Genomic DNA, 24,436 nt, shown 5'->3' on the forward strand with positions numbered 1-24,436 from the left:
TGAACAGAGCCTCCGGTAACGCCCTGACCAGGTAAAACGTACTAACTTAGCGGTATTGGGCCGGCGGGCAGGCTCCAGGATGATCGGGGCCCAAAGGGATCTCACCTGGGGTGGGTGTTCGAGTTGAGTGATCATCCCGTCGCCTGCGGTTTGTGCATGGACCACCGGTATCAGGCGACGGGATGATCACCCAACTCTAGGGTGCGAAAACCCCGCCGCACCTGGCGGTGCGACGGCCTTTCCCTCTCAACAATGCGGCGCCACAGGCCCATCCGACCCGGTGTACAGATAGGCGTCCGAAACGTACTGACCCGGCCCGATACGGTCCCAGATCGCGCTCGTTCCGTAAGTCCCTGTCACCGAATCGCCTTCGACGTAGCATTCTATGGTCACCTTGGCGTAGTTCGCGGCCAGGCCCTTGACGCTCGCCGTCGTGCTCGGGGCGGAACGGACGTTCATCGGGCCACCCGCGGTCTTCACCTTGCCGGTCGGGCCGGTGCCGGTCCACAGGTACGTCACGTCGACCCAGCCGTTGTCCGGCATCTGCAGCCCGTCCCAGAAAGTGCCGTCCGCGAGGTCGATCCCGGCCGGGTTGGCCACCTTGCGTCCGTACTGGTCCTTGCCCCCGTTGTTTGTACCCGTCCTGGTACGCGGCCTGCGCCTCCGGTTCACCCTGCGGCAGGTCCGTCCACATCTGACGGTCCGCGTTCCAGTAATCGTCCTGGGTGTTCCACGGGCCCTTGTCCCACACCGGCGCGTACTCGCAGCGGCTGTTGTCCGTCTTGCAGACCCGCACGGTGTAGTCGCCGGTGCCCTTCGGCGACATGCTCCTCCCCGAAGGCAGCGCCACGAAGTGGTCCCGGCCGGTGATCACGTGCCCGTTCGCCGTCTGGTTGCCCGTCAGGCCCTCGCGGGTGGCGAAGACCCGGTACGTCAACGGCGTCGCCGCGGCGGTGACCAGGATCCGTGCGACTTCATCCGCCGTGAGCCGGACGCCGGTGACGGCCGAGCGCTGGTCGGCGACCTCGACCCGGACCTGCACGGTGGTCACCTCGGCGGGCAGCACGGCCGCTCCCCCGCTCGCCGGAATCCACTCGGTCCAGTCATGGCCGTCGAGCCGGCCGCGCACGTCCACCTCGAACCCGCCGCTGCCACGGGCTTCGGCGACCACCCGGTTCACGCGGCGGTCCAGCTTCCGCGCCGGCAGCACGAGGTACCCGGACTCGGTGCCGGTCGCGCGCAGTGCGCCCCCCATGTAAGCCACCCCGGCGTCATCATCGTCCACAGTCGACAGATCGGCCTGCCAGCTGACCCCGCCCGGCACGGCCTGCGCAGGCGCGGCGAGCGCGAGCGGCACGGACAACACGGCCGCGACGGCCAGCGCGATTCTCCGGTTCATCCCAGCCACGGTGTAGTGCTTACCCCGCGGAGTCTCGAAAACCCCTGTACACGATCCATACAATCGCAAGGGTGAACGAGCCGCTCACCCCGTTCCGCATCGACGTGCCGCAGGAGCAGCTGGACGACCTGCGAGAGCGCCTGCGCCGCACCCGCTGGCCCGACCCCGAACCCGTGGCCGACTGGTCGCAGGGCGTGCCGCTGTCCTACGTCCGGGACCTGTGCCGCTACTGGGCGGAGGAGTACGACTGGCGCACGACCGAGGCGCGGCTGAACGCGCTTCCCCAGTACATCACCGAGATCGACGGTGTCCGCGTCCACTTCGCACACGTGCGCTCGCCGCACCCGGACGCGCTGCCGCTCGTGCTCACCAACGGCTGGCCCGGCTCGCTCACCGAGTACCTGAAAGTGGTCGAACCGCTCACGAACCCACCGGACCCCGCCGACGCGTTCCACCTCGTCCTGCCGACCCTGCCGGGCTACGGGTTCAGCGGCAAGCCCACGACCACGGGCTGGGGTGTGCAGCGCATCGCCCGCGCCTGGGCGGAACTGATGGCGCGCCTGGGTTACGCGCGTTACGGCGCCGCGGGCAGCGACTGGGGCACGAGCGTCACGACGAGCCTTGGCCAGCAGGACGCCGCGCACCTCGCGGGCATCCACGTCATCCCGCCGATCGCCGCGCCGGACCCCGCGACGTTCGACGACCTCACCGACGACGAGCGCGCCACGCTGGAGGCGCTCGAGCACGCCGGGGAGCACGAGTCCGGCTACTCGGCGGAACAGTCGACGAAACCGCAGACCCTCGGCTACGGGCTGGTGGACTCACCGGCGGCGCTGTGCGCGTGGATCGTGGAAAAGTTCCGCTCCTGGACCGAACGGCCGGACGTGCTGACCCGCGACGAGCTGCTGGACAACGTGATGCTGTACTGGCTGCCGGGCACGGGCGCGTCCTCCGCGCGGCTGTACTGGGAGAGCTTCCGGCAGGTCTCGGAGTGGTTCACGCGCACCACCGACGACACGATCGACGTGCCGGCGGGCTGCTCGGTCTTCCCGCGCGAGGTGCCGAGGCCCTCCCGCCGGTGGGCGGCGCGCCGCTACACCGACATCCGCTGGTGGCACGAGCCGCCCCGCGGCGGGCACTTCGCCGCGCTGGAGGAGCCGGAGCTGTTCGCCGAGGAGCTGCGCTCGTTCTTCCGGCTGGTCCGCTGACGCGACCCAGCATCTGGACGTCGTTGCGCGCACGGGCGTGCGGCGGTGCACTCGGACAGCCGGCCGAACCGAGGAGCACCCATGTCAGTCACCGACGAACTGCTCGCGAACAACGCCCGCTACGCCGAAACCTTCACCTGCCCGCTCCCCCTCCCGCCGGCGAAGCACGTCGCCGTGGTCGCTTGCATGGACGCCCGGATCAACGTCTACGGCGTGCTGGGCCTGGCCGAGGGCGAGGCGCACGTGATCCGCAACGCGGGCGGCGTGGTCACCGACGACGAGATCCGCTCGCTCGCCATCAGCCAGCGGCTGCTCGGCACCGAGGAGATCATCCTCATCCACCACACCGACTGCGGCATGCTCACGTTCACCGACGACGGCTTCCGCAAGTCCATTGAGGACGAAACGGCCGTGCGGGGCTTCGTGTTCGACGTGGCCACCGGCAAGCTCGCCGAGGTGGTCTGACGCCTCACCAGTCCGACAGGACGGTTTCGAAGGCGAGCTCCGCGGCGCCGAGCAGCTTGGCGTCCGAGCCCAGTGACGACGTCACCACGTCGGTGCCGCCGAGGGCCCGGCTGACGAGGCTGCGGCCGCGCATGGTCTCCTGGATCCTCGCCACCAGCGGGGCGGGCAGGGCCGTGAACAGGTCCCCCAGCACGACGAGCTGCGGGCACAGCAGGTTCACGACGTTGCCGAGCCCCAACGCGAGCCACTCGACGAACTCGTCGAGCCGCTCCAGTGCCTGGTCTCCCTGGGCGGCCAGCGCCCGCAGCTCCGCGACGATCGCACCGACCGGTGAGTCCTCGTCGATGCCCAGCGCCCGGCACAGCGCCCGCTCGCCGACCTCGGTCTCCCAGCAGCCGCGCGACCCGCAGTAGCAGGGCAGCCCGCCGGGCTTGACCACCATGTGGCCGACCTCGCCGATGTGGTGCCCGCCGACACCCCGCAGCGACCGGCCGTTGGAGATCACCCCGCCGCCGACGCCCACCTCGGCGCTGATGTACACGACGTCGTCGGCCCGCCGCGCCGCACCCCGCAGGTGCTCGGCCAGCGCGCCCAGCTCGGCGTCGTTGCCCATGTGCACCGGCAGCTTCAGCGCGTGCGACAGCCAGGCGCCCAGCGGCACGTCTTTCCAGTGCAGGTTCGGCGCCTCGTGCACGAACCCGTCGGCCCGCCGCACCACGCCGGGCACGGACACGCCGACCGCGACCGGCCCGACCTCCTGCTCGGCGACCAGCGGGCCGACGTAGTCCATGATCTTCGTGAAGACCTCGCGGGGCTCGTTGCTGCCGCGCACGCGCCAGCTGTCCCTGCCGAGGATCTGCCCGCCGATGCCCACGAGCGCCATCGCCGCGCGCTCCACGCGGATGTCGATCGCCAGCACCACCGCGGCCTGCGGCTGCGGCAGCACCAGCAGCGACGGGCGGCCCGCCCCGCTGCGCTGGGCGGGCACCCGTTCCTCGACCACGCCGTCCTCGGCGAGACCGTCCACCAGCGCCTTGATGGTGCTGCGGTTGAGCCCGAGCGCCGTCGCGAGCGTGGCCCTGGTGGAGGGCCCGTCGACGTGGAGGCGGCGCAGCAGGGCCGCCCGGTTGTGGCGACGGACGTCGTCCGGGCGCGTCCCGGAGGTCGAAGTCGTCGTCACCTAAGGCTTCCCTGCTGCTGTCGTCTCCTCTTCGGACGCCACCGAGCTCAGCGTGCCGCCGCGGCACGCCTGCGGGACAGGGCGTCCACGGCCGCCGCCACCAGCAGCACCAGTCCGGTGATGATGTTAACCGTGTCCGCCTGGTAGCCGAGCAGGCCGAGTCCGTTCTGGACGGTCGCCAGCACCAGGCCACCGATCACGGCGTCCCGGATCCGGCCACGGCCACCGAACAGCGACGTGCCACCGATGACCGCGGCGCCGACGGCGAACAGCAGCGTGTTGCCGTTACCGGCGTTGCCGTCCACCGAACCGACCTTGGAGCTGTAGACGATCGCGCCGATCGCCGCGACCGACGAGCAGATCACGAACACGCTCATCCGGATCTTGTCGACCTTCACACCGGCGCGGCGCGCGGCCTCCTTGTTGCCGCCGACCGCGTAGACGTGCCTGCCGTAGCGGGTGCGGTCGAGCACGAACGTGCCCGCGACCAGGAGCACCAGGATGATCGGCACCACCCACGGCACACCCGAGATCGTCGTGAGGTCGGGGTTGGGCGAGCGGTTGATCGTCAGCAGGTAGGTCGCCACGGCGCCCAGCACCACCACGGCGCCAACCTTGATCGCGATGAGCGTGGTCGGCTGGGCCACGAGACCGTTCCGCAGCCGCGAGAAGTGGCGGAACAGCACCACGACCGCGTACCCGCCACCGGCCACGATGAACAGCACCCAGCTGGCCACGGTCCCGAGGTTGCCGTTCGCGACGTCGTAGAGCACCTTGCTGTCGCGGATCGTGATCGTGCCGCCCTCACCGACGAGCGCGAGCACGACGCCGTACCAGGCGATGAACAACGCCAGCGTCACGACGAACGACGGGATGCCGATCTTGGACACGAGCGCGCCGGTGATGGAACCGATCACGCCGCCGATCGTGATCGCGAGGACGATCTCGACCCACGGGTTGTTCGTGAACCCGACCAGCAGCACCAGCAGCGCGACGGCGGACAGCGCCGCGCCGATCCAGATCCGCATCCACGCGCACAGCGCGATCGCGACCACGGCACCGATGACGAAGCCGTAGAACATCGTCGGCCCCATGGCGCCGAGCAGGTTGCCGTGCTGCGTCCAGTGCAGCGCGAGGATGGAGGCGCACACTCCGGACGCGGTACCCGCCGACAGGTCGATCTCGCCGAGCAGCAGCACCGGCACGATGCCCATCGCGATGATCGTCTGGCCGCCGCCCTGCGCGAACAGGTTGGCGATGTTGTTGAGCGTCAGGAACGAGTCCGACAGCCCGGTGAACACCAGCACCAGCACCAGCAGGCCGAGCAGCGCGGGCACGGCGCCCAGCTCGCCGCCGCGCAGGCGGCGGAAGTAGTCGCCGATCGCCTCGCCGGTGGTGCGGGAGGTGGTGTCGATCCCGAAGTCGGCGATCGCCGAGTCGGGCTCGGAAGACTTGATGGGTGTCTCAGTCATTTCGGTTTCCTGCCCTTACACGGCCGCGACTTCGGGCCGGGCCAGTCCGAGGTCACCGGACCGGCCGGCGGTGATCAGCTCGACCACCTGGTTGTTGGTGACGTCCTTGGTCGCCACGTCGGCGGCGAGCCTGCCGAGGTAGAGCACCGCGATGCGGTCGGCGACCTCGAAGACGTCGTTCATGTTGTGGCTGATCAGGACCACGCCGAGGCCCTGCTCCGCGAGCCGGCGCACGAGGTCGAGCACCTGGCGGGTCTGGGCGACGCCCAGCGCCGCGGTGGGCTCGTCGAGCAGCACCACCTTGCTGTTCCACAGCACGGCCTTGGCGATCGCGACGGTCTGCCGCTGCCCACCGGACAGCGCGGACACGGGCGTGCGCACCGACTTCACCGTCCGGACCGACAGCGAGGCCAGCGTCTTGCGCGCGGCGAGCTCCATCGAGGCCTCGTCGAGCAGGCCGCGCGCCGTGCGCTCGCGGCCGAGGAACATGTTCTGCACGATGTCCAGGTTGTCGGCCAGCGCGAGGTCCTGGTAGACGACCTCGATGCCCAGCGCGGCGGCGTCGCGCGGGTTGTGGATCTGCACGGGCTCGCCGTCGAAGAGCACCTCACCGCTGTCGATGCCGTGGATGCCCGCGATGCACTTGACGAGCGTCGACTTGCCGGCCCCGTTGTCACCGACGAGTGCGGTCACCTCCCCCGGGCGCACCGTGAGGTCCACGTCGTGCAGCACGTGGACCGGGCCGAAACTCTTGTTCACACCGCGCAGCGCGAGGATCGGCTCGTTCACCGCGGTACCTCCACATCATCGGGGGCAGCAGGCGCGGGGAAGCGCCGAGGGGCGGCGCTTCCCCGCTGGTCCCGCTGCGCAGGGATCAGGAAATGCCCAGCTGGGTGCACACGGCGGCGGCGCTGTCGGTGCAGATCTCGCTGGCCTTCACGTAACCCTGGTCGATCACGGTCTTGACGTTGTCCTTGGTGATCGACTGCGGGGTGAGCAGCACGGACTTCACGGTACGACCGTTCTTCGGGTCCTGCGAGGACGCGGTCGCGATCTTGTCGGCGGCGGCGGTGTCACCCTTGGCCAGCGCGGCGGCCAGCTGCGCGGCGGCGTCGGCCTCCTGCTGGATCGGCTTGAACACGGTCGAGTACTGCAGGCCCTGCAGGATGGCCTTCAGGCCGGCCGCGCTCGCGTCCTGCCCGGTCACCGGCACCTTGCCGGCCAGCCCGGCCCGCTGCAGCACGGTGATGATCGCGCCCGCGAGACCGTCGTTGGCGGCGAGCACGCCGTCCACCTTGCCGCCGTTGGCCGACAGCAGCTGCTCGAAGGTGGTGCCGCCCTTCTGGTTGTCCCAGCCGTCGATGGCCTGGCTGGCGACCTTCTTCAGCGCACCGGAGGTGTACAGCGGGCCGACGATGTTCTCCTGCCCGTTGTGGAACAGGGTCGCGTTGTTGTCGGTCGGCGAGCCTTCGATCTCGATGACCTGCGCGCCCGGCTTGTCCTTCAGCGAGTCCGCGAGCGCCTGGCCCTGCAGCTCACCGACGCGGGTGTTGTCGAAGCTGACGTAGTAGTTGGCGCTGCCGCCCAGGTTGAGCCGGTCGTAGTCGATGACCGGGACACCCTGCTGCGCGGCCTTCTGCTCGACGGTGGCGCCGACGTCACCGCTGGGCGCACCGATGATCAGCACCTTCACGCCCTGGCTGAGCATGCTGTCGGCGTACTGCGAGAACTTCTGGTTGTCGCCCTGGGCGTTCTCGATGATCGGGTTGAGCCCGGCCTTGGTGAGCGCCGCCTGCAGCATGGGCTGGTCGAACGCGGCCCATCGTGCGGAAGTCGCGGTCTCGGGGAGGATGACGCCCACCTTCGGGCCGCCGTTGTTGCTGCTCCCTTGGTCGCCGCTGCCCGAGCCGCCGCTGGAACTGTTCGCCCCGCAGGCCGTCAGCGCCAGGGCCACGCCCGTCCCGGCGGCCAGCAGGGCAAGGGTCTTTCTCCGCTTCATTGCGTCCCCTAGAGGAAATGTTGTGGTCGGCAACATTTGAATGTTGTGTGCGACAACATACGTCCGGAGACGGCGGAAGTGGAAGATCTCCGGATCGATTCAGTCACGAAGAGTTCTCACGTTCTGGTAACGGTCGCCCGATCGGCCCCCGGGAGCGCGATGTCGAGGAAGGCCCGGGTGGCCGGGGTGACCTTGCCCGCCCGGTGCACGAGCCACTGCGGCAGCCGCTCCGGCGGGTCGAAGCGGCAGACCTCCGCACCCGCACGCAGCGCCAGCTCGGCCCAGCCGTCGGGCATCAGACCGGCCCCGATACCCCGCAGCACCATGGGCAGCACGACGCTGCGGTCCCCCACCTCCGCGGCCACGGCGAGACCGGGCACCGCCTCGGCGAGCCGGTCGAACAGCGCCCGCACGGCTGTCGCGGGTTTGGTCACGACGAACCGCATGTCCGTCAGATCGCGGAGAGTCACCACGCCGTCGCGGCCGGCACCCGTCCCCGGCGGGGCCACGAGCAGGAACTCCTCGTCACGCAGGTGGTGCGCCACGAGCCCCTGCCCCGCCGGGCGTTCGGCGCTGCCGCACACCCCGACCTCACACCGCCCCTGCGCGACCATCGCGACGACCTCAGCGGCCGACACCGCCGACGACGTGCTGACCAGGACACCCGGGTGCCGTTGGCGCAGCCGCGCCACGATGCTGATCACCGGCTCCAGCGCGGAGGACGACGTCGCGGCGACGTCCACCCGGCCCACCGGCCCGTCCCCCACGGCCCGCGCGGCGGCACGCAGGGCGTCGAAGTCCCGCAGCACCAGCCGCGCCCGGTCGGCCAGCAGCTCCCCCGCACTGGAGAGCACCGCGTGCCGGCCGACCCGGTGGAACAGGGCGACGCCCAGCTCGTGCTCCAGTTTCGCGATGGCCCGCGACAGCGAGGGCTGCGCCACCCGGAGCGCCTTGGCGGCGTGCGTGAACCCGCCGTGCTCGACGATCGCGACGAAGTACTCCAGCTGACGGCGTTCCATAGCCGGACGCTATCGAAGTAGTGCCACACATGTCTTGGACGACCGGCGCCCTGACGCGGGACACTGCGAGGATGTTCCAGACCCGCCCCACGCTGCAGGGCACCTTCGGCATGGTGTCGTCCACCCACTGGCTCGCCTCGGCCACCGCGATGGCGGTGCTGGAGGACGACGGGAACGCCTTCGACGCGGCCGTCGCCGCCGCCTTCGTGCTGCACGTGGCCGAACCGCACCTCAACGGCCCCGGCGGCGAGGTGCCGATCATCGTGGCGCCGGCGGGCGGGGCACCGCGGGTGCTGTGCGGGCAGGGGCCCGCCCCGGCGGGCGCGACCATCGAGCACTACACGTCCCTCGGGCTGGACCTCGTGCCCGGCACCGGCCCGCTCGCGGCCGCCGTGCCCGGCGCGGTCGACGCGTGGCTGCTGCTCCTCCGCGACCACGGCACGAAGTCCCTGCGCGAGGTGCTGCGCTACGCCATCGGTTACGCCGAGCACGGCGTGCCCGCGGTCGAGCGCATCGGCGCGACCGTCGAGACCGTGCGTGAGCTGTTCGAGACCGAGTGGACCACCTCGGCGGAGGTCTACCTGCGCGGCGGGCGGGCGCCGAAGCCCGGTGAGCTGCTGAAAAACCCCGCGCTCGCGGAGACGTGGCGGCGGCTGCTCGCCGAGGCGGAAGCCGCTGCGGGTGATCGTGAGAACCAGATCGAGGCCGCACGCCGGGTGTGGCGTGAGGGCTTCATCGCCGATGCGATCGCCGAGTTCGCCGCCAGGTCCACAATGGACACTTCCGGGCAACGGCACGCCGGTACGCTCACCGGCGACGACCTCGCCGCGTTCTCCGCCACGTACGAGGACCCGGTGACCGCAGACTGGAACGGCTGGACGATCGCGAAACCGGGGCTGTGGAGCCAGGGACCGGTGTTCCTCCAGCAGCTCACGCTCCTGCCCGGCGAACTCGACTATGGCACGCCGGACTACTACCACACGCTCATCGAGGGCACCAAGCTCGCGATGGCCGACCGCGAGGCGTGGTACGGGGACAGCACTGATGTACCTGTCGAGGCGCTGCTTTCCCGTGAATACAACGATTCCCGTCGCGCGCTGATCGGCGAGAAGGCGTCGCACGAGCTGCGCCCCGGCCGCCCGGGAGGCCGTGAACCGCGGCTGAGCAAGCACGCCGAGTTCGTCGCGGCGGGCGGCACGATCCTGACCCCCGCCGGAGCGGGCGAGCCGACCGTCGCGAAGGACGGCGCGACGCGCGGGGACACCTGCCACGTCGACGTCGCCGACCGCTGGGGCAACCTCGTCGCGGCCACCCCGAGCGGCGGCTGGCTGCAGTCCAACCCCGTCATCCCGAGCCTGGGCTTCCCGCTCGGCACCCGCCTGCAGATGGCGTGGCTCGACCCCGGCCTGCCGAACTCGCTCGCTCCCGGCAAGCGCCCGCGCACGACGCTCACGCCGTCGCTCGCCCTGCGTGACGGGGTGCCGGTCATGGCGTTCGGCACCCCCGGCGGCGACCAGCAGGACCAGTGGAACTTCCACTTCTTCCTCGCCGTGGCGCTGCGGGAGCAGGTGCGTGGCGGACTCGACCTGCAGGGCGCCATCGACGCCCCGAACTGGCACACCGACAGTTTTCCGGGGTCGTTCTACCCGCGTGGCATGGTGCCCGGCGGCGTCACGGTCGAATCGCGCATCGGCGACGACGTGATCGGGGCGCTGCGGGAACGCGGGCACGTGGTGACCGTGGGCGGCCCCTGGTCTGAAGGGCGGTTGTGCGCCGTGGCACGCGACCCGGAGACCGGCGTGCTTTCGGCCGCCGCGAACCCCCGGGGAATGCAGGGCTACGCCGCCGGGCGATGACGCCCGGTCCCTTGTGCCCGGAAGGTACAAAACCGCGATTCCGCTCACTCTGCGCGTTGTGCGAATTCGACGATGGGTGAGCGTTACCCGCTGCCCGTACTGGAAAGCGCTTCCGTGACTTTTTCCCGGCGGCCGCAACCCCTTGAATGCAAATTGCGCGGCACCTACCCTTCTCCGCACCAGCTCACCGTTTTTCCGAAGGGATGCAGGATCTCCGGTGGACACCGCTCGGCTGCGCAGCAGCTGGAACACCGTCGCGGGTTTCGGCGGCGGAGTCCCGTTGTTCTTCTATTCGACCTTGTTCCTGACCCGGCCGCACCTGCGTGAATTGTTTCCGGCGGGTATGTCCGCCCAGCGCGACAAACTGGTGCGCGCACTGGGCCGGGTCGTCGCCTCGGTCGACGAACTCGACGCCGCGGTCCCGTTCCTGCGGCAGCTCGGCCGCGACCACCGCAAGTTCGCGGTGACCGCGGACCACTACCCCGCGGTCGGCCAGGCACTGCTGACCACGCTCGAACACTTCCTCGGCGAGGAGTGGACACCCGAACTGGCCGCGGACTGGGCCGCGGCGTACAAGATCGTGGCCGACGTGATGACGGCCGCCGCCAAGGAAAGCGCGCACACCACACCGGCGTGGTGGAACGGTGAGGTCCTGCGGCACGAGCGCCGCGGCCTCGACGTCGCGGTGCTCACGATCCGGACCGACCGCCCGCTGGGTTACCGGGCCGGGCAGAGCGTTTCGGTGGAAACCGCGCTGCGGCCCCGGATCTGGCGGTACTACTCACCGGCGACGGCGCCGCGTGAGGACAACCTGGTGGAGCTGCACGTCCGCATGGTCGACGGCGGCACGGTCAGCTCGGCGCTCGTCCAGGCGGTCCGGCCCGGCGACGTGCTGCGGCTCGGCGCCCCGGTCGGCTCGCGGCTCACGATCGAGCACGAGCAGGACGTCGTGCTGATCGCGGGAGGCACCGGGCTCGCGCCGTTCAAGGCGCTGCTCGGCCAGATCGCGAACGAGTCGCTGCCCTCCCGGCGGGTGGAGCTGTACGTGGGTGCCCGCACGGCGCGGGAGCTGTACGACCTGCCCGCGTTGCGCGCGCTGGCCTCGGCGCTGCCGGAGCTGCGCGTGGTGCCGGTGGTGTCGGACGATCCGCGGTTCGGCGGGCCCCGTGGCACGGTCGGCGAGGTGGCGGTGCGCCACGGGCCGTGGCCGGGACGGGAGGTCTACGTGTGCGGCTCGCCCGCGATGGTGTCGGCCACGCGGAACCTGCTGGCGGGCGCGGGGGTCGCGGCCGAGCACGTGCACTGGGAGGACTTCTCCGGTTACCAGGACCCGGCGGAGGCCGGGGTCGGCTTCTTGACGAGGGGATGAGGACTTCCCGCGATGACAGTGCAGGCCAACGAATCCCGGCAGCCCGCCGCCCGGCGGATCCTGACCCCCGAGCGGATCCGCAGCATCACCTTCAGCAAGTCGCCGCTGGGCAGGCGGGGGATCGACCCGGACGAGGTGGAGTTGTTCCAGCGGCGGCTGGCGGAGGAGATCGCGGCCGGTGAGGCCGAGAACGCGCGGCTGCGCGCGGAGGTCGAGCGGTTGCGCGACTGGTACCGCAGCCACGGCGAGAACGTGGACCCGGTGCTACTGCCCGCGCAAGTGGACGTCGAGGCGGTGACCCTGCTGTCCGAGGCGCAGTTGCAGGCGGAGGCCTACATCGCGCAGGCGGAGGCGCACTGCCGTCGGCTCACCGGTGACGCGCGGCGGCAGGCGACCACGCTGCTGCGGGACGCGGAGCAGCGGGCCGAGGTGGCGGCGCGGGAGGCGGTGCGCGCGTACCGCGCCGACGCCGGGCCCGACCACACGGCGGAGCTCGAGGAGATGGAGCGGCGGATGGCGTGGCTGCGGGCGTTCTGCCACGCGGTGCAGGTCCAGCTGCACGCGGCCTCGGACGCGTTCGCGGAGGAGATCGACAAGCTCACCCAGTTCAGCCCACCGGAGCGGAGGCGGCCATGAGCAGCATCTACGAGCAGATCGGCGGCGAGGAGGCGTTGAGCGCGGTCGTGGAGGACTTCTACGACCGGGTGCTGGCGGATCCGGAGCTGCGGGTCTTCTTCGCCGGTGCCAACCTGAACCGGTTGAAGGGCAGGCAGGTCGAGTTCTTCTCCGGCGCGCTCGGTGGTCCGGACCACTACGAGGGGCTGAGCATGAAGGAGGCGCACCGCGGGCGCGGCATCGGCCAGGACCACTTCGACCGCGTGGCCACCCTGCTCGCCGCTTCCCTGCGCGACGCCGGGGTGCCGCCCGAACTGGTGGACCGGATCCTCGCGGCGGTCGCCCCGCTCGCGACGGACATCGTGTCCCCGGCGGCGGCCCCCACCCCGCGCGGCTGAAAGCCGGGGGACGCCCTACCCCGGACCGCGCCGCCCGCCTCCACGGGCGGCGCGGTTTTTCGGGGGTGGTGCGTGGGTGTGGCGGGGGTGTTGCGGGGTGGGCTGCGAGCGTCGTTCCCGGCCCCGCGTCGTTCCCGGCGACGGTGAGCCGCGTCGGTGGGCCCGACTGCGGGGTCGTCGCAGTTCGGCTCGGCAGCCGCGGGTGCCCCTGTGGCCACCATCGTCGCCTCCCAGCGGCGACAGCGGGCCCGACCACGAGGCCACCGCAACTCGCCCCGCCAGTGACGAATGCGGCCGACCCTCCCCTGCAGCCACGATCACCGGTTCCCACCGGCGCCCGTCCACGAGACGACCGCAACTCGCCCCGCCGGATACGGCCAGCCCTCCCCGCGCGGTCCCCATCACCGGTTCCCAGCGGCGCCGGTCCACGAAGCCACCACAACTCGCCCGCCGGACCGACCCTCCCCCGTGCGGCCACCGCTTGCTCGCGCTGCCCCGGCGGTCGCCGTTCCGCCCCGGCCCCGTCAGCCGTGGATGGCGGAGAGCCCGGCCGCGGCGAGGAGCTCGCGCACCTCGGCCTGCTCGCGTTCGCCGAGCGGGTGCATGGGCAGGCTCGTGGTGCCGTGGGCCAGGATCCCGCGGGCGACGAGCGCGTGTTTGAACGCGCCGATCGCGGAGGCGTAGGGCCCGAGGTCCGCGCCGCCGACGGTGATCATCCGGAACAGGGCGCGCAGGCGGCGTTGTTCGGTCGCGGCCTCGGCCCAGTCGCCCCGGCTGGCGGCGTTCCAGAGCCGGAGGTAGCCGTGGGGGTCGACGTTGCCGAGGCCGGGGACGAGCCCGTGCGCACCGAGGAACACGGCGACGTCTGCCATGGTCTCGGAGCCGGTGAAGACCCGGAAACGCGTGGTGTCGACGAGTTCGAGCACGGCGCGGAGGCCGTCGAGGTCCCCGCTGGAGTCCTTGAGCCCGTCGAGGGTGCCGTCGGCGGCCAGTTCGGCGACGGTGTGCGCGGGCAGTTTGGCGTGCACCGAGCCGGGGATGTCGTAGGCGACGAGCGGCAGGTCGACGGCGGCGCGGATGGCGCGGAAGTGCGTGCCGAACTCGACGGGCGCGGTGGGCGCGTAGAACGGTGCCGTCGCGACGACGGCGTCCGCCCCGTGTGCCTGGGCGGCACGGGCCTGCGCGATGACGCGGGGCGTGGTGGTGTCCACGACGCCGGCCAGCACGGGCACCTGCCCGGCCGCGACGGAGGTGACGACGTCGAGCACCCGGTGGCGGACGTCGTCGGTCAGGTAGGCCACCTCGCCCGTCGAACCGGTGACGAAGAGCCCGTGCACGCCCGCGTCGAGCAAGAAGCCGGTGAGCCGTTCCAGCGAGGGAACGTCCAGCTCGCGCCCTGGCGTGAGCGGCGTGCACAGCGGCGGGATGACGCCGTGGTCGGGGACGGGGGCAGGCATGAAACTCCGATCAGGACATAGGACGTTGGACGTCCTATGTTGCCGCTGGAGCGGGCCGGGGTCAAGGGGCGAAGTGGCAGCGGAGGGGCTACGGCGAGACAAGGCAAGGAACAAGGGCAAGCCAGCCTGAGCGGCCGCGGCGAGGAGGGCTTCCACGCCATGCGGCGATGAGCGGCGGGAAGGCAGCGGAGCCGGTTTCCGCCTGGGAATTTCGTCCTGATCACGTCGAAATCCTCATTCCTTCTGGCGCGGAAGCTGGATTCCCATCCACTCCGAACCGTCGGACGTCCTGGCAATCGGGAGAGCGCCGCCTAGAAAATCGGGAAGGGCGCCAGCCTAATTCTGCGAAGGCGCCATTTGCCCGATTTCACGGCATGCCTCGACGGCTGGCGGAATTGACCTTTCCTTGCTTCCGGAACGGGAGCAAGGAACCGATCCTGAATTCACCCACACCAAGACCGCCTTGGCCAGACCGCGCCACCAGTGCCGGAGGCCGAACACCATCCAGGCCCAACCAGCTCGAGCCGTCAGCCCCAACCCCCACGCAGCAAACCGCAAGCCCAACCCCACCCCGCCTCAACCCACGCCGGAGCCCCAAACCCAGCAGCCCAACCCCACCCCGGCCTCACCCCGCCGCGATGCGCTGCCGGATCTCGTCGAAGTGGCGGCTCACGGCTTCGCCGATCGCGCGGGGGTCGGCGGCCGCTATGGCCTCCAGGATCTCCTGGTGCTTGGCCACCAGGCCCTCCGGCTGCGACGTCGGCGCGCCCACGTGCGACTCGGTCTGCCGGTAGACGTCCCAGAACAGGCGGATCAGCTCCAGCGCCAGCTCGTTGCCCGCGGCCTCGCCGATCAGCTCGTGGAAACGGCGGTCGGCGGCGGGCGCGGTCGCCGGGTCGGCCATCCGGTCGACACACTCCCCCAGCGCGCTCAGCAGCTTCCCGTCCCCCACCACGCGCCGCGTCAGCTCCGTCTCCAGTATCTGCCGCACCTCCAGCAGATCACTGAGCCCCCGCAGATCGTCCCTCGACCGCGCCCTCGTGCGGAACAGCAGCGACGGGCTCAGCGCCGCCATGCTGGCCTCCCCCACGAACGTGCCGTACCCGTGCCGGATCTCCACGATCCCCAGCGCCTGCAACGTCCGCAGCGCCTCCCGCACCGAGTTCCGCGCCACCCCGAACTCCTCCATCAGCCGCGGCTCCGGCGGCAGCGGGTCACCCGGCCGCAGCTGCCGCCGGTCGATCAGCTCGACGATGGAATCGACCAGCTCCTGGCTGCGTGTGGTGCGCACTCTTGCCTCACTTCGACGTTCTGGGCTAGCGTACCGGCGCATCATATGACGTCCAACGTCCTACCACTCCTCGACGAAGAGGTGACCATGAGTTCCCCCCGCATCCCCTGGTACCGCCAGCTCGGACCAGGGCGGTGGAAGGCGTTCGGCGCCGCCTGGCTGGGCTACCTGCTCGACGGCTTCGACTTCGTGATCATCACGCTGGTCCTCACCGAGATCCGCACCGAGTTCCACCTGTCGCTGGCCGGCGCCGCGACGCTCGTGTCCGCCGCGTTCGTGTCGCGCTGGTTCGGCGGGCTCGCGCTCGGCGCCTTCGGCGACCGCTTCGGCCGCCGCCCCGCCATGATCCTCAGCATCGTCTGCTACGCCGTGGGCACCGCGCTCTGCGGCTTCGCCTGGAGCTACTGGTCCCTGTTCGTCTTCCGGGCGATCGTGGGCATCGGCATGGCGGGCGAGTACGGCTCCAGCAGCACCTACGTCCTGGAGAGCTGGCCGAAGCACCTGCGCAACCGCGCGAGCGGCTTCCTGCTGTCCGCCTACCCCGTCGGCACGATCCTCGCCGCCCGCGCGTACGACCTCGTCGTCCCGCACCTGGGCTGGCGGTGGCTGTTCTGGATCGGCATCGTGCCCGTGCTCGTCGCGCTGTGGCTGCGCCGCGCCCTGCCCGAGGCGCAGGACTGGACCGAGGAGGTCGCCGCACGCCGGGAAGGCAGCACGAGCGCCACGGCGCTGCTGAACCGCCGGTGGACCGCCGTCAACGTCGTCATCGGCGTGGTGATCGCCGTCTGCCTCGTGCTCATCTTCTCCGGGCACGCCGGCTCGCTCTACCCGCTGTACATCGCGCTCTGCGTCGCCGGGTTCGTCGCGTTCGCCGTGCAGGTCGCGGGCCGCTCGTGGGCGATGGCCGTCGGCCTCATGGCCACCGTGTTCTGCGCCTTCCTCTACTCCTGGCCGATCCAGTCGCTGCTGCCCACCTACCTCAAGACCGCGCTGCACTACGACGCCGGGCAGGTCGCCAACGCGCTGACCTGGGCCGGGCTCGGCTACGCGGCGGGCTCGTGCCTCGCGGGGATCGTCGGCGACCGGTTCGGCACGCGCACCACCTACGTCGGCGGGCTCGTGCTGTCGCTGGCGTTCGTGTTCCCCGCGTTCGCGCTCGGCGGGGGCAACGTCGTCGCCGTGTGGGTGCTGTTGTTCGCGCTGCAGGCCACCAGCTCCGGCATCTCCGGCCTGCTGCCGAAGTACATCGGCGACCACTTCCCGGTCCGGGTGCGCGCGGCGAGCCTCGGCTTCACCTACAACGTCGGCGCGCTCGGCGGCGCCGTGGCCCCGCTCGCCGGTGCCCAGGTTTCGGCGCACATCGGGCTCGGCCCGGCACTGGTGTGGCTCGCGGGCGGCCTGACGCTGGTCACGGCGCTGCTGGTCGGGTTCAACGTCCCGGCCAGGCTGGACCGGGCGCGCCGCGAGGAGGCCTCCGCCGCCGCAGGGTGAACCCCAGCAGCGCGCCGACGAGGAACCCGGCGACGTGCGCGGCGTAGGCGACCGAGCCCGCCTGCGCCGTGCCGTAGCCGGTCGCGTAGAACGCCTGCAGGACGAACCACATGCCGAGCATCAGCCACGCCGGCACGCGCAACGGCAGGAAGAACAGCACCGGGATCAGCCCCCACACGCGGGCACGGGGGTAGATCACCAGGTACGCGCCGAGCACGCCCGCGATCGCGCCGGACGCCCCGACGAGCGGCTGCGTCGAAGACGGGTCGGTGAGCGCGAAGCCGTAGCCCGCGGCGTACCCGCACACGAGGTAGAACAGCAGGAACCGCACGCGGCCGAGCCGGTCCTCGATGTTGTTGCCGAAGATCGCGAGGAACAGCATGTTGCCGAGCAGGTGCGTCCAGCTGGAGTGCAGGAACATCGACGTCAGCACCGACAACACGGGCGACTTGCCGTAGCCGGGCGGGCCGAGCAGGCAGCCCGCGCCCTGCGGGGTGAGCACGGCGCGGCCGGTGGGCACGAGCGCGGGTCCCTGGTTGCGCAGCAGCTCGGCGGGGACGGCACCCCACCGTTCCACGAACGCCTGCAGGTCGCACAGCTGTGCCAGGCCGGGGTTGCCGACGAGCGTGTGCGCCGCGGCGGGCATCAGCAGGAACACCACCACGTTCGCCGCGACGAGGGCGTAGGTCAGCCAGGGCGTGCGGCGCAGCGGGTTGACGTCGTGGACGGGGATCACGCGTCAGGCATACCCCACGAAAGCCCGGGTAGCATTCCGGGCGTGCGCGAGATCGCCGTTTTCAGCGGTAGTGCCCATCCCGAGCTGGCCGAGGAGATCTGTGCCCACCTCGGCGTCGACCTGCACCCGGTGAGCGTGCGGCGGTTCGCCAACGACTGCCTCGAGGTGCAGCTGCAGGCCAACTGCCGCGAGCGGGACGTGTTCCTCATCCAGCCCATCGTCGCCCCGGTGCAGGAGCACCTCGTCGAGCTGCTGCTCATGCTCGACGCCGCGCGGGGCGCCTCGGCGGCCCGTACGACCGTGGTGATGCCGCACTACGCGTACGCGCGGTCGGACAAGAAGGACGCGCCGCGGATCTCGATCGGCGGGCGGCTGGTGGCGGACCTGCTGGTGACGGCCGGCGCCAACCGGGTGCTCGCGATGACGCTGCATTCGCCGCAGGTGCACGGGTTCTTCAGCGTGCCGGTCGACCACCTGCACGCGCTGCGGGAGCTGGCCCGGCACTTCCGCCGCCACGACCTGGGCAACACCACCGTCGTCTCCCCCGACCTCGGCAACGCCAAGCCCGCGTCGCACTTCGCGCGCCTGCTCGGCGTGCCCGTCGCGGCCGGGGCGAAGGAACGCTTCGCCGACGACCGGGTGAGCATCACGTCGATCATCGGCGAGGTCGCCGGGCGGGACGTGATCGTGCTCGACGACGAGATCGCCAAGGGCAGCACGGTGCTGGAGCTGCTCGCGCGGCTGCGGGAGATGGGTGTGCGGTCGATCCGGGTGGCGTGCACGCACGGGCTGTTCGCGGACGGGGCGCTCAAGCGCATCGCGGACCAGCCCGACGTGGTGGAGATCGTCTGCACGAACACCGTGCCGGTGCGCCCCGACGAGACCACGCCGAAGCTGACCGTGCTGTCCATCGCGCCCGCGCTGGCGGAGGCGATGCGCCGCATCCACAACGGTGAGTCGGTCAGCGCCCTGTTCGACGCGCAGTGATCACGTCAGCCGCTGCCTGCTCAGGAAGTCCCACATCACCGTCGCCGCCGCGGCCTGCTCGCTGACGGCCGTGGTGTAGGGCGCGGAGATGTGGCCCGCGGTGGGCCAGTAGTGCGTCAGTCCGTTGTAGACGGCCGACGCCAGCTGCGTGCCCGCCGCGCACCCGGTCCACGTCGACAGCGTCAGCGGGCCGGTGTGGCTCGTGCTCGGCGCGCCCGGGCAGCTGTCGCGGCGTTGCCACTGCGAGATCGCCTGGGCGAGCGCCGCGGTGGCGCTGGGCGAACCGTGTTCGGCGCGCACCAGCGGGTCGGCCGTGCCCGCGGCGAGCAGTGCCGAGACCGGTTCGCCGCCGGGGCAGTCGGCGAGCGGAACGGCCCCGTAGGTCGCGATTCCGGCGAAGATCCCTGGATGTGCGCAAACCTCCTCGAACGACAGTTTCGCCCCATTGCTGTAGCCCACCAGGTAGACCCGGCGCGGATCGCTCGCGAAGTACCGGGAAGCGTCGGAAACCACGGCGGTCACGAACGCGGTGTCGGGCACGCCTTCCCGGCCCGCCACCCCGCAGCAGCCGTGCCCTGCGTTCCACGACTGGGAGATCCCGGAGGGGTAGACGATGTCCGCCAGCCCGCGCTGGGCGTAGGGCAGGAACCCGGTCCGCGCCGACTCCTGCTGCGCGGTGATGCCGCGGCCGTGCAGCACGACGAGCAGGGGAAGTCCCTTGTGGTGCAAGGAAGGACCGACTGCGAGGTACGTCCGCTTCGTCCCCGCCACGGTGAGGTGGCGCTGCACCGTCGTGGTGGCGGCGGTGACGGCCGGCTGCGCCGGCGCCGTGTGGGCGGCGGGCGCGGACGGCGCGCTCGCGGCGGGGGCGGCGCAGGCGGCCAGTGTGACGAACGCGGCGAGGCACGCCACCAACAGTCCTGTTTGTCCAGTTGCGCGCGGAAACCGCCGGTAGCGCCGCCTTTTCATGACCACCAGTGTGCCGGAACGACCGCGAAAAAAGCGTGAGCCGCGGGCGTTCTCAGCTCCCTCTCATCCGCCTGCCAGCGGGCTCCTAGGAACACGGACGAAACTCGCTCCGTGTCCGGCGGAACGCGCGAGGAGGTTTTCATGACGGTGTCCCGGTTGTTGTCCACCCGGGCGGGCGAGCGGCCGGAGGAGGCCGCGTTCCTGTCCGGCGAGGACGGACGGGCACTGACCTGGCGTGCGGTGGCCGGGCACGCCTCCCGGTGGCACGGTCTCGCCCCGCCCGGCAGCCGGGTCGGGCTCGTCGTCGCCGACCCGCTGGCCTTCACCGCCGCCTACCTCGGCTGCCTGTCCGCGGGCCTCACCGCTGCCCCCGTCGACCCGCGGCTCACCGCGGCCGAGCTGTCCGACGTGCTGGCGCGGCTGCGGGTGGACGTGCTCGCCACCGACGCCGCGGACCCCGTCATCCGGCCCGAGGTGGACACCGTGCTGGTGGACCTCGCCGGCCCGCGGCGGATCTGGTCCGCCACCACGGCGGCCCTGCCCAGCGACGACGCCGCGCTGCGGCCGGCAGTCCTGCTCACCAGCTCCGGGACCACGGGGCGCCCCAAGGGCATTCCGCTCACCGAGCGGCAGCTGCTGCACGCCGCCGCCCGCGTCGCGCGGCACCACCGCTTCGGCCCCGGCGAGCGCGGGTACACGCCGCTGCCGTTGTTCCACGTCAACGCCCAGGTGATGGGCCTGCTCGCGACCGTGGTCAGCGGGGCGTCGCTGGTGCTGGACCGGCGGTTCGACGCGGGCGAGTACTGGGCGCGCGTGGAACGCCACTCCCCCACGTGGCTCAACGCGGTTCCCGCCGTGCTGGCGTCGCTCGCGGCACGCCCGGCCCCGCCCGAGCACGTCACCGACCGCATCCGGTTCGCGCGCTCGGCGTCCGCTCCACTGCCGCCCGCGACCGCGACGGCCTTCGCCGAGCGGACCGGGATCGGCGTGCTGGAGACCTACGGCATGTCCGAGGCGGCCGGGCAGATCACGGCGAACCCGCTCGACCCGGCGCGGCGCCGGGCCGGGTCGGTGGGCCTGCCGGTCGAGCTGGACCTCGTCGTCGCCGGCCCGGACGGCCGCGAAGCCGGACCGGGCGAGGAAGGCGAGGTGCTGCTGCGCGGCCCGCAGATCGTGTCGCGGTACCTGGAGCTGACCGAGCGGGGGCCGGAACGGACCCGCCCCGCCCGTGACGACGACGGCTGGCTGCACACCGGCGACGTCGGCATCCGTGACGAGGCCGGGTTCCTGCGGCTGGCGGGCCGCGCGGACGACGTGATCAACCGGGGCGGCGAGAAGATCTACCCGCAGGAAGTGGAAAACGTGCTGCTCGCGCATCCCGGGGTCGCCGCGGTGGCGGTGGTCGGCGCGCCGCACGAGCGCCTCGGTCAGGTGCCGGTCGCGTTCGTGACCACCCGCGAACCGGACGCCGACGCCCTCAAAAGGCAACTGGGCACCTGGTGCGAGCAGCGGCTGGCGCGCTACAAGCGGCCCACCGTCGTCGAGGTCACCGACGCGCTGCCGCTCGGGCCGACGGGCAAGGTGCTGCGGCGGGCCCTGCGCGCGGAGCTGGCGGGCAAGGCGTGAGCGCCCGCGGCGAGCACCTGCACTACGTCGACCTGATCCGGGTGCTGACCGTCGGCCTGGTCATCGGCACGCACGTGCTGGCGCTCGCGCCCGTGCCGCCGACGGTGCTCGACGGCGCGCTGGGCATGGTCTTCCACGTCAGCCGCGAGGTGTTCTTCCTGCTCACCGCGTTCGTGCTGACCTACAGCACGGGCCGGAAGCAGGTGCGCTGGCCGCGGTTCTGGCGGCGGCGCTACCTGTTCGTCGTGGTGCCCTACGTGGTGTGGACGGTGCTGTACTTCCTCGCCGACGGTGGCCCGTTCCTCGGCGAGAACCTGCTGCACCAGCTGCTCACCGGCACCGCGCGGTACCACCTGTACTTCCTGCTCGTCTCGATGCAGATCTACCTGGTGTTCCCGCTGATCAGGGCACTGCTGCGGGCGACGGAGCGGTGGCACGGCGCGTTGCTCGCGGGTGCGGCGGTGTTCCAGCTGACCTTCACCTACGCCGTGCAGCAGCAGTGGGACCTCGGCCCGCTGACGGGCTGGGTCCGCACGCCCGACGCGCTGCTGCCCAGCTACCTCGGGTACGTCCTCGCGGGCTCGATCGCCGCGTGGCACCGGGACGCGCTCGTGACCTGGACCCGGCGGCACGCACGGGCGGTGTTCGCCGCGTGCGCGGCCATGATCACGCTGAGCGTGGCCGTCTACCTGGTGCACGTGTACGCGCTGGGTCAGCCGCCGTTGCAGGCGAGCGTGGTGTTCCAGCCCGTCGTCGCGGCCGAGAGCGTGGCGATCGCGTGGGCGTTCCTCGCCGCCGGGCTGCGGTGGCAGGAAAGCGGCCGCTTCGGGGAAAAGCTCGTCACCGCGACGTCGGACGCCTCGTTCGGCATCTACCTGCTGCACCCGCTGGTCCTGCAGGGCGCGCTGCTCGGCGCCACCTCGATCGGGCTCGTCGGCTTCGCCCAGACGGTGCCGAACGCCGTCGTGCTCGGCGTGCTCGTGGTCGTCGCGCTACCCCTGCTCTACCTCGTCTCCGGGGTCGTCACCGCCGCCGCCCGGCGCACCCCGGCGAGCCTCGCGCTCACCGGCCGCGCCCGCGCACGGGCGTCCCGGCCCGCCCCCGCCCCCGAACTCGCGCTCGTGAACTCAGGAGGAGCCCGATGAGCCGCACCACGATGATGATCGACACCGGCCTGCCGACGGGACTGTTCACCGACGTGATCGCCAGCCACGGCGAGCTCGTCGGGCTGGTCAAGTTCGGCTGGGGCACCGCGCTCGTCACCAGGGAACTCCACCGCAAGATCGCCGTGCTGCGAGAGGCCGGGATCGGCTTCTACTTCGGCGGCACGCTGTTCGAGTGGTACCTCGTGCAGGACCGGGTCGACGACTACCTGGCACTCGTCGAGCGCACCGGCGCCACCCACGTCGAGGTGTCCAACGGGACTATTCCCCTTGACCAGCAAGGCAAAGCGGAGTGGGTGCGGCGGATGTCCCGGTACCGGCCGGTGCTGGCGGAGGTCGGCTACAAGGACGCCGAACGCTCCGCGCGGCTGTCCCCCGCCGACTGGGCCGGTGCGATCCGGGAGGACCTGGACGCCGGGGCCGAACTGGTGATCACCGAGACGCGCGAGAGCGGCCGCAGCGGGATGGCCACGCCCGACGGGCACCTGCGTGACGACGTGCTGCGTGCCGTGCTGGCGCGGATCGACGCCGGGCGGCTGCTGTTCGAGGCCCCCACGAAGGACCTGCAGGTCGAGCTGATCCGCGCACTCGGGCCCGACGTGAACCTCGGCAACATCGCGCCCGCCGACCTGGTCGGCGTGGAGACCCTGCGGCGCGGGCTGCGCGGCGACACGCTGCTGCAGCTCACCCCCGTCGCCGTGCCCGCCTGAACCGTCCACAAAGGAGAGAGAATGCGCAACACCCACGACGCCTGCCACATCGCCGTCCCGGCGAAGGACCTCGACGAGGCGGTGGAGTTCTACGTCTTCGGCCTCGGCGCGAAGCTCGCCCGCCGCTACGACGACCGCGTCACCTTCGACTTCTTCGGCGACCAGCTCGTGTGCCACCTGTCCGACGACGTGCCCGAGGAGCCCGTGATGTACCCGCGGCACTTCGGCGTGAGCTTCGCCGCGGCCGAGGACTTCGACCGGTTGCTGCGGCTCGTCGAGCACCGCAAGCTGCGCGTGCTGGCCGGTCCCGCGCTCCGCTTCGAGGGCACGGCCGAGCAGCACCGCACGATCGCGCTCGCCGACCCGTCGAACAACGTGATCGAGTTCAAGAACTACGACGACCCGCGGCTGCAGTTCTGATGGCGGTGCTGCACCTGGTGCGCCACGGCGAAAGCGAATGGAACCTCGCCGGGCGCGCGCAGGGACAGTCCGCCGAGGCCGGTTCGCTCACCGCGCGTGGGCTGCGGCAAGCGGCGGAGACGGCGGAGTTGCTCGTGCGGCGGCCCGTCTCGGCGATCTTCAGCAGCGACCTGCCCCGCGCCAGGGCGACCGCCGACGTCATCGCCCGGGCGCTCGGGCTGCCCGTCCGGGAAGACCCGGCACTGCGGGAACAGCACCTGGGCCACCTGGAGGGACGTCGCTTCACCGACCGGCTCGGTGAAGGCACCGTGCAGGACGAGATCGACCGCCTGTGGCGCGAACCGTGGCGGCGGCCCGAAGGCGGCGAGAGCATCGCGGAGCTCTACGAACGCATCCACACGACACTGAACCGCTACGCCGCGCACGACGGCGAACTGGTCCTCGTCGCCCACGGCGGGCCCGTCCGCGTGGCCACCACCAGCGCCGATCCCCGGCTGCGTGAACCCGTGCCGCGCGTCGCTGTCGGTAACGCCTCGGTGACCACTCTGGACCGCTCGCGCTGTTGCTGAACAGACATCCGCGGACCGCACCGGCTATGGGAAAGTT

General features: G+C 71.5%; 23 protein-coding genes. 13 read left to right on the forward strand and 10 right to left on the reverse strand.

Features of this window, described 5'->3' with window-relative positions; all coding sequences use genetic code 11:
* Nucleotides 1-196 precede the first annotated feature (196 nt).
* A complete protein-coding gene (locus ABFX51_RS38450) occupies nucleotides 197-1,408 on the reverse strand; it encodes a hypothetical protein (protein WP_428832540.1) in 1,212 nt (403 codons plus the stop codon).
* Nucleotides 1,409-1,470: 62 nt separating this feature from the next.
* Between ABFX51_RS38450 and ABFX51_RS38455 the strand changes: the two genes are divergently transcribed.
* The gene (locus tag ABFX51_RS38455) at nucleotides 1,471-2,607 is read left to right on the forward strand and encodes an epoxide hydrolase family protein (RefSeq protein WP_346056773.1); all 1,137 of its coding nucleotides are present in this window, start codon (nucleotides 1,471-1,473) and stop codon (nucleotides 2,605-2,607) included.
* 81 nt (nucleotides 2,608-2,688) lie between these two features.
* On the forward strand, nucleotides 2,689-3,072 hold the full coding sequence (locus tag ABFX51_RS38460) for a beta-class carbonic anhydrase (RefSeq protein ID WP_346056774.1): 384 nt from the start codon (nucleotides 2,689-2,691) through the stop codon (nucleotides 3,070-3,072).
* Between the two features lie 4 nt (nucleotides 3,073-3,076).
* Here the strand turns inward: ABFX51_RS38460 and ABFX51_RS38465 are convergent, their stop codons facing one another.
* The 5 genes from ABFX51_RS38465 to ABFX51_RS38485 all read right to left on the reverse strand — a co-directional run bounded on the left by ABFX51_RS38465 (nucleotide 3,077) and on the right by ABFX51_RS38485 (nucleotide 8,742).
* Nucleotides 3,077-4,252: an ROK family transcriptional regulator gene (locus ABFX51_RS38465; RefSeq protein ID WP_091505230.1), complete on the reverse strand. Its 1,176-nt coding sequence runs from the start codon at nucleotides 4,250-4,252 to the stop codon at nucleotides 3,077-3,079.
* 47 nt (nucleotides 4,253-4,299) lie between these two features.
* Nucleotides 4,300-5,724 carry a sugar ABC transporter permease gene (locus ABFX51_RS38470; protein ID WP_346056775.1) on the reverse strand — a complete coding sequence of 475 codons (1,425 nt, stop codon included), beginning with the start codon at nucleotides 5,722-5,724 and terminating at the stop codon, nucleotides 4,300-4,302.
* 15 nt (nucleotides 5,725-5,739) lie between these two features.
* Complete coding sequence (locus tag ABFX51_RS38475) at nucleotides 5,740-6,513, reverse strand: ATP-binding cassette domain-containing protein (protein WP_346056776.1); 774 nt, start codon at nucleotides 6,511-6,513, stop codon at nucleotides 5,740-5,742.
* An 85-nt stretch (nucleotides 6,514-6,598) separates the two neighbouring features.
* Complete coding sequence (locus ABFX51_RS38480; RefSeq protein WP_346056777.1) at nucleotides 6,599-7,723, reverse strand: sugar ABC transporter substrate-binding protein; 1,125 nt, start codon at nucleotides 7,721-7,723, stop codon at nucleotides 6,599-6,601.
* A gap of 116 nt (nucleotides 7,724-7,839) precedes the next feature.
* Complete coding sequence (locus ABFX51_RS38485) at nucleotides 7,840-8,742, reverse strand: LysR family transcriptional regulator (protein WP_346056778.1); 903 nt, start codon at nucleotides 8,740-8,742, stop codon at nucleotides 7,840-7,842.
* Nucleotides 8,743-8,813: 71 nt separating this feature from the next.
* On the opposite strand from ABFX51_RS38485, the gene ABFX51_RS38490 reads away from it, so the two are divergent.
* The 4 genes from ABFX51_RS38490 (at nucleotide 8,814) to ABFX51_RS38505 (ending at nucleotide 12,980) form a co-directional block, all read left to right on the forward strand.
* A complete protein-coding gene (locus ABFX51_RS38490) occupies nucleotides 8,814-10,598 on the forward strand; it encodes a gamma-glutamyltransferase family protein (RefSeq protein WP_346056779.1) in 1,785 nt (594 codons plus the stop codon).
* Nucleotides 10,599-10,815: 217 nt separating this feature from the next.
* Nucleotides 10,816-11,967, forward strand: coding sequence for a globin domain-containing protein (locus tag ABFX51_RS38495; RefSeq protein ID WP_346056780.1), 1,152 nt, complete (start codon nucleotides 10,816-10,818; stop codon nucleotides 11,965-11,967).
* Nucleotides 11,968-11,979: 12 nt separating this feature from the next.
* On the forward strand, nucleotides 11,980-12,603 hold the full coding sequence (locus tag ABFX51_RS38500; protein WP_346056781.1) for a DivIVA domain-containing protein: 624 nt from the start codon (nucleotides 11,980-11,982) through the stop codon (nucleotides 12,601-12,603).
* Entirely contained in the window at nucleotides 12,600-12,980 is a 381-nt protein-coding gene (locus tag ABFX51_RS38505) for a group I truncated hemoglobin (RefSeq protein ID WP_091505238.1), read from the forward strand. Before ABFX51_RS38500 ends, ABFX51_RS38505 begins: the two co-directional genes overlap by 4 nt.
* 524 nt (nucleotides 12,981-13,504) lie before the next feature.
* Here the strand turns inward: ABFX51_RS38505 and ABFX51_RS38510 are convergent.
* Both ABFX51_RS38510 and ABFX51_RS38515 read right to left on the reverse strand, forming a co-directional pair.
* Entirely contained in the window at nucleotides 13,505-14,437 is a 933-nt protein-coding gene (locus ABFX51_RS38510; RefSeq protein WP_346056782.1) for a dihydrodipicolinate synthase family protein, read from the reverse strand.
* Nucleotides 14,438-15,062: 625 nt separating this feature from the next.
* Nucleotides 15,063-15,728 carry a FadR/GntR family transcriptional regulator gene (locus ABFX51_RS38515; RefSeq protein WP_346056783.1) on the reverse strand — a complete coding sequence of 222 codons (666 nt, stop codon included), beginning with the start codon at nucleotides 15,726-15,728 and terminating at the stop codon, nucleotides 15,063-15,065.
* Between the two features lie 87 nt (nucleotides 15,729-15,815).
* Between ABFX51_RS38515 and ABFX51_RS38520 the strand changes: the two genes are divergently transcribed.
* On the forward strand, nucleotides 15,816-17,219 hold the full coding sequence (locus ABFX51_RS38520; protein WP_346056784.1) for a sialate:H+ symport family MFS transporter: 1,404 nt from the start codon (nucleotides 15,816-15,818) through the stop codon (nucleotides 17,217-17,219).
* Here ABFX51_RS38520 and ABFX51_RS38525 read toward each other — a convergent pair.
* Nucleotides 17,158-17,955, reverse strand: a complete 798-nt coding sequence (locus tag ABFX51_RS38525; protein ID WP_346056785.1) for a rhomboid family intramembrane serine protease — start codon at nucleotides 17,953-17,955, stop codon at nucleotides 17,158-17,160. The two genes, ABFX51_RS38520 and ABFX51_RS38525, sit on opposite strands and share 62 nt — an antisense overlap.
* A gap of 42 nt (nucleotides 17,956-17,997) precedes the next feature.
* On the opposite strand from ABFX51_RS38525, the gene ABFX51_RS38530 reads away from it, so the two are divergent.
* Nucleotides 17,998-18,942 (forward strand): ribose-phosphate diphosphokinase, encoded by a 945-nt coding sequence (locus tag ABFX51_RS38530; RefSeq protein WP_346056786.1) that lies wholly within the window; start codon nucleotides 17,998-18,000, stop codon nucleotides 18,940-18,942.
* On the opposite strand, the gene ABFX51_RS38535 is transcribed toward ABFX51_RS38530, so the two are convergent.
* Nucleotides 18,943-19,854 (reverse strand): CE1 family esterase, encoded by a 912-nt coding sequence (locus ABFX51_RS38535; RefSeq protein ID WP_346056787.1) that lies wholly within the window; start codon nucleotides 19,852-19,854, stop codon nucleotides 18,943-18,945. It lies immediately after the preceding gene.
* A 198-nt stretch (nucleotides 19,855-20,052) separates the two neighbouring features.
* Between ABFX51_RS38535 and ABFX51_RS38540 the strand changes: the two genes are divergently transcribed.
* Genes ABFX51_RS38540 through ABFX51_RS38560 form a run of 5 tightly spaced genes read left to right on the forward strand, consistent with a single transcriptional unit; the run spans nucleotide 20,053 to nucleotide 24,399 of the window.
* A complete protein-coding gene (locus ABFX51_RS38540) occupies nucleotides 20,053-21,537 on the forward strand; it encodes a class I adenylate-forming enzyme family protein (protein ID WP_346056788.1) in 1,485 nt (494 codons plus the stop codon).
* Complete coding sequence (locus tag ABFX51_RS38545) at nucleotides 21,534-22,682, forward strand: acyltransferase family protein (protein ID WP_346056789.1); 1,149 nt, start codon at nucleotides 21,534-21,536, stop codon at nucleotides 22,680-22,682. Before ABFX51_RS38540 ends, ABFX51_RS38545 begins: the two co-directional genes overlap by 4 nt.
* A complete protein-coding gene (locus tag ABFX51_RS38550; protein WP_346056790.1) occupies nucleotides 22,679-23,410 on the forward strand; it encodes a phosphosulfolactate synthase in 732 nt (243 codons plus the stop codon). Before ABFX51_RS38545 ends, ABFX51_RS38550 begins: the two co-directional genes overlap by 4 nt.
* Before the next feature lie 21 nt (nucleotides 23,411-23,431).
* Complete coding sequence (locus ABFX51_RS38555) at nucleotides 23,432-23,830, forward strand: VOC family protein (RefSeq protein ID WP_346056791.1); 399 nt, start codon at nucleotides 23,432-23,434, stop codon at nucleotides 23,828-23,830.
* The gene (locus ABFX51_RS38560; RefSeq protein WP_346056792.1) at nucleotides 23,830-24,399 is read left to right on the forward strand and encodes a histidine phosphatase family protein; all 570 of its coding nucleotides are present in this window, start codon (nucleotides 23,830-23,832) and stop codon (nucleotides 24,397-24,399) included. Before ABFX51_RS38555 ends, ABFX51_RS38560 begins: the two co-directional genes overlap by 1 nt.
* Nucleotides 24,400-24,436: the final 37 nt, after the last annotated feature.

The sequence above is a fragment of the Amycolatopsis dongchuanensis genome (assembly GCF_039542405.1).
In the GTDB taxonomy this organism is placed as follows: domain Bacteria; phylum Actinomycetota; class Actinomycetes; order Mycobacteriales; family Pseudonocardiaceae; genus Amycolatopsis_E; species Amycolatopsis_E sacchari.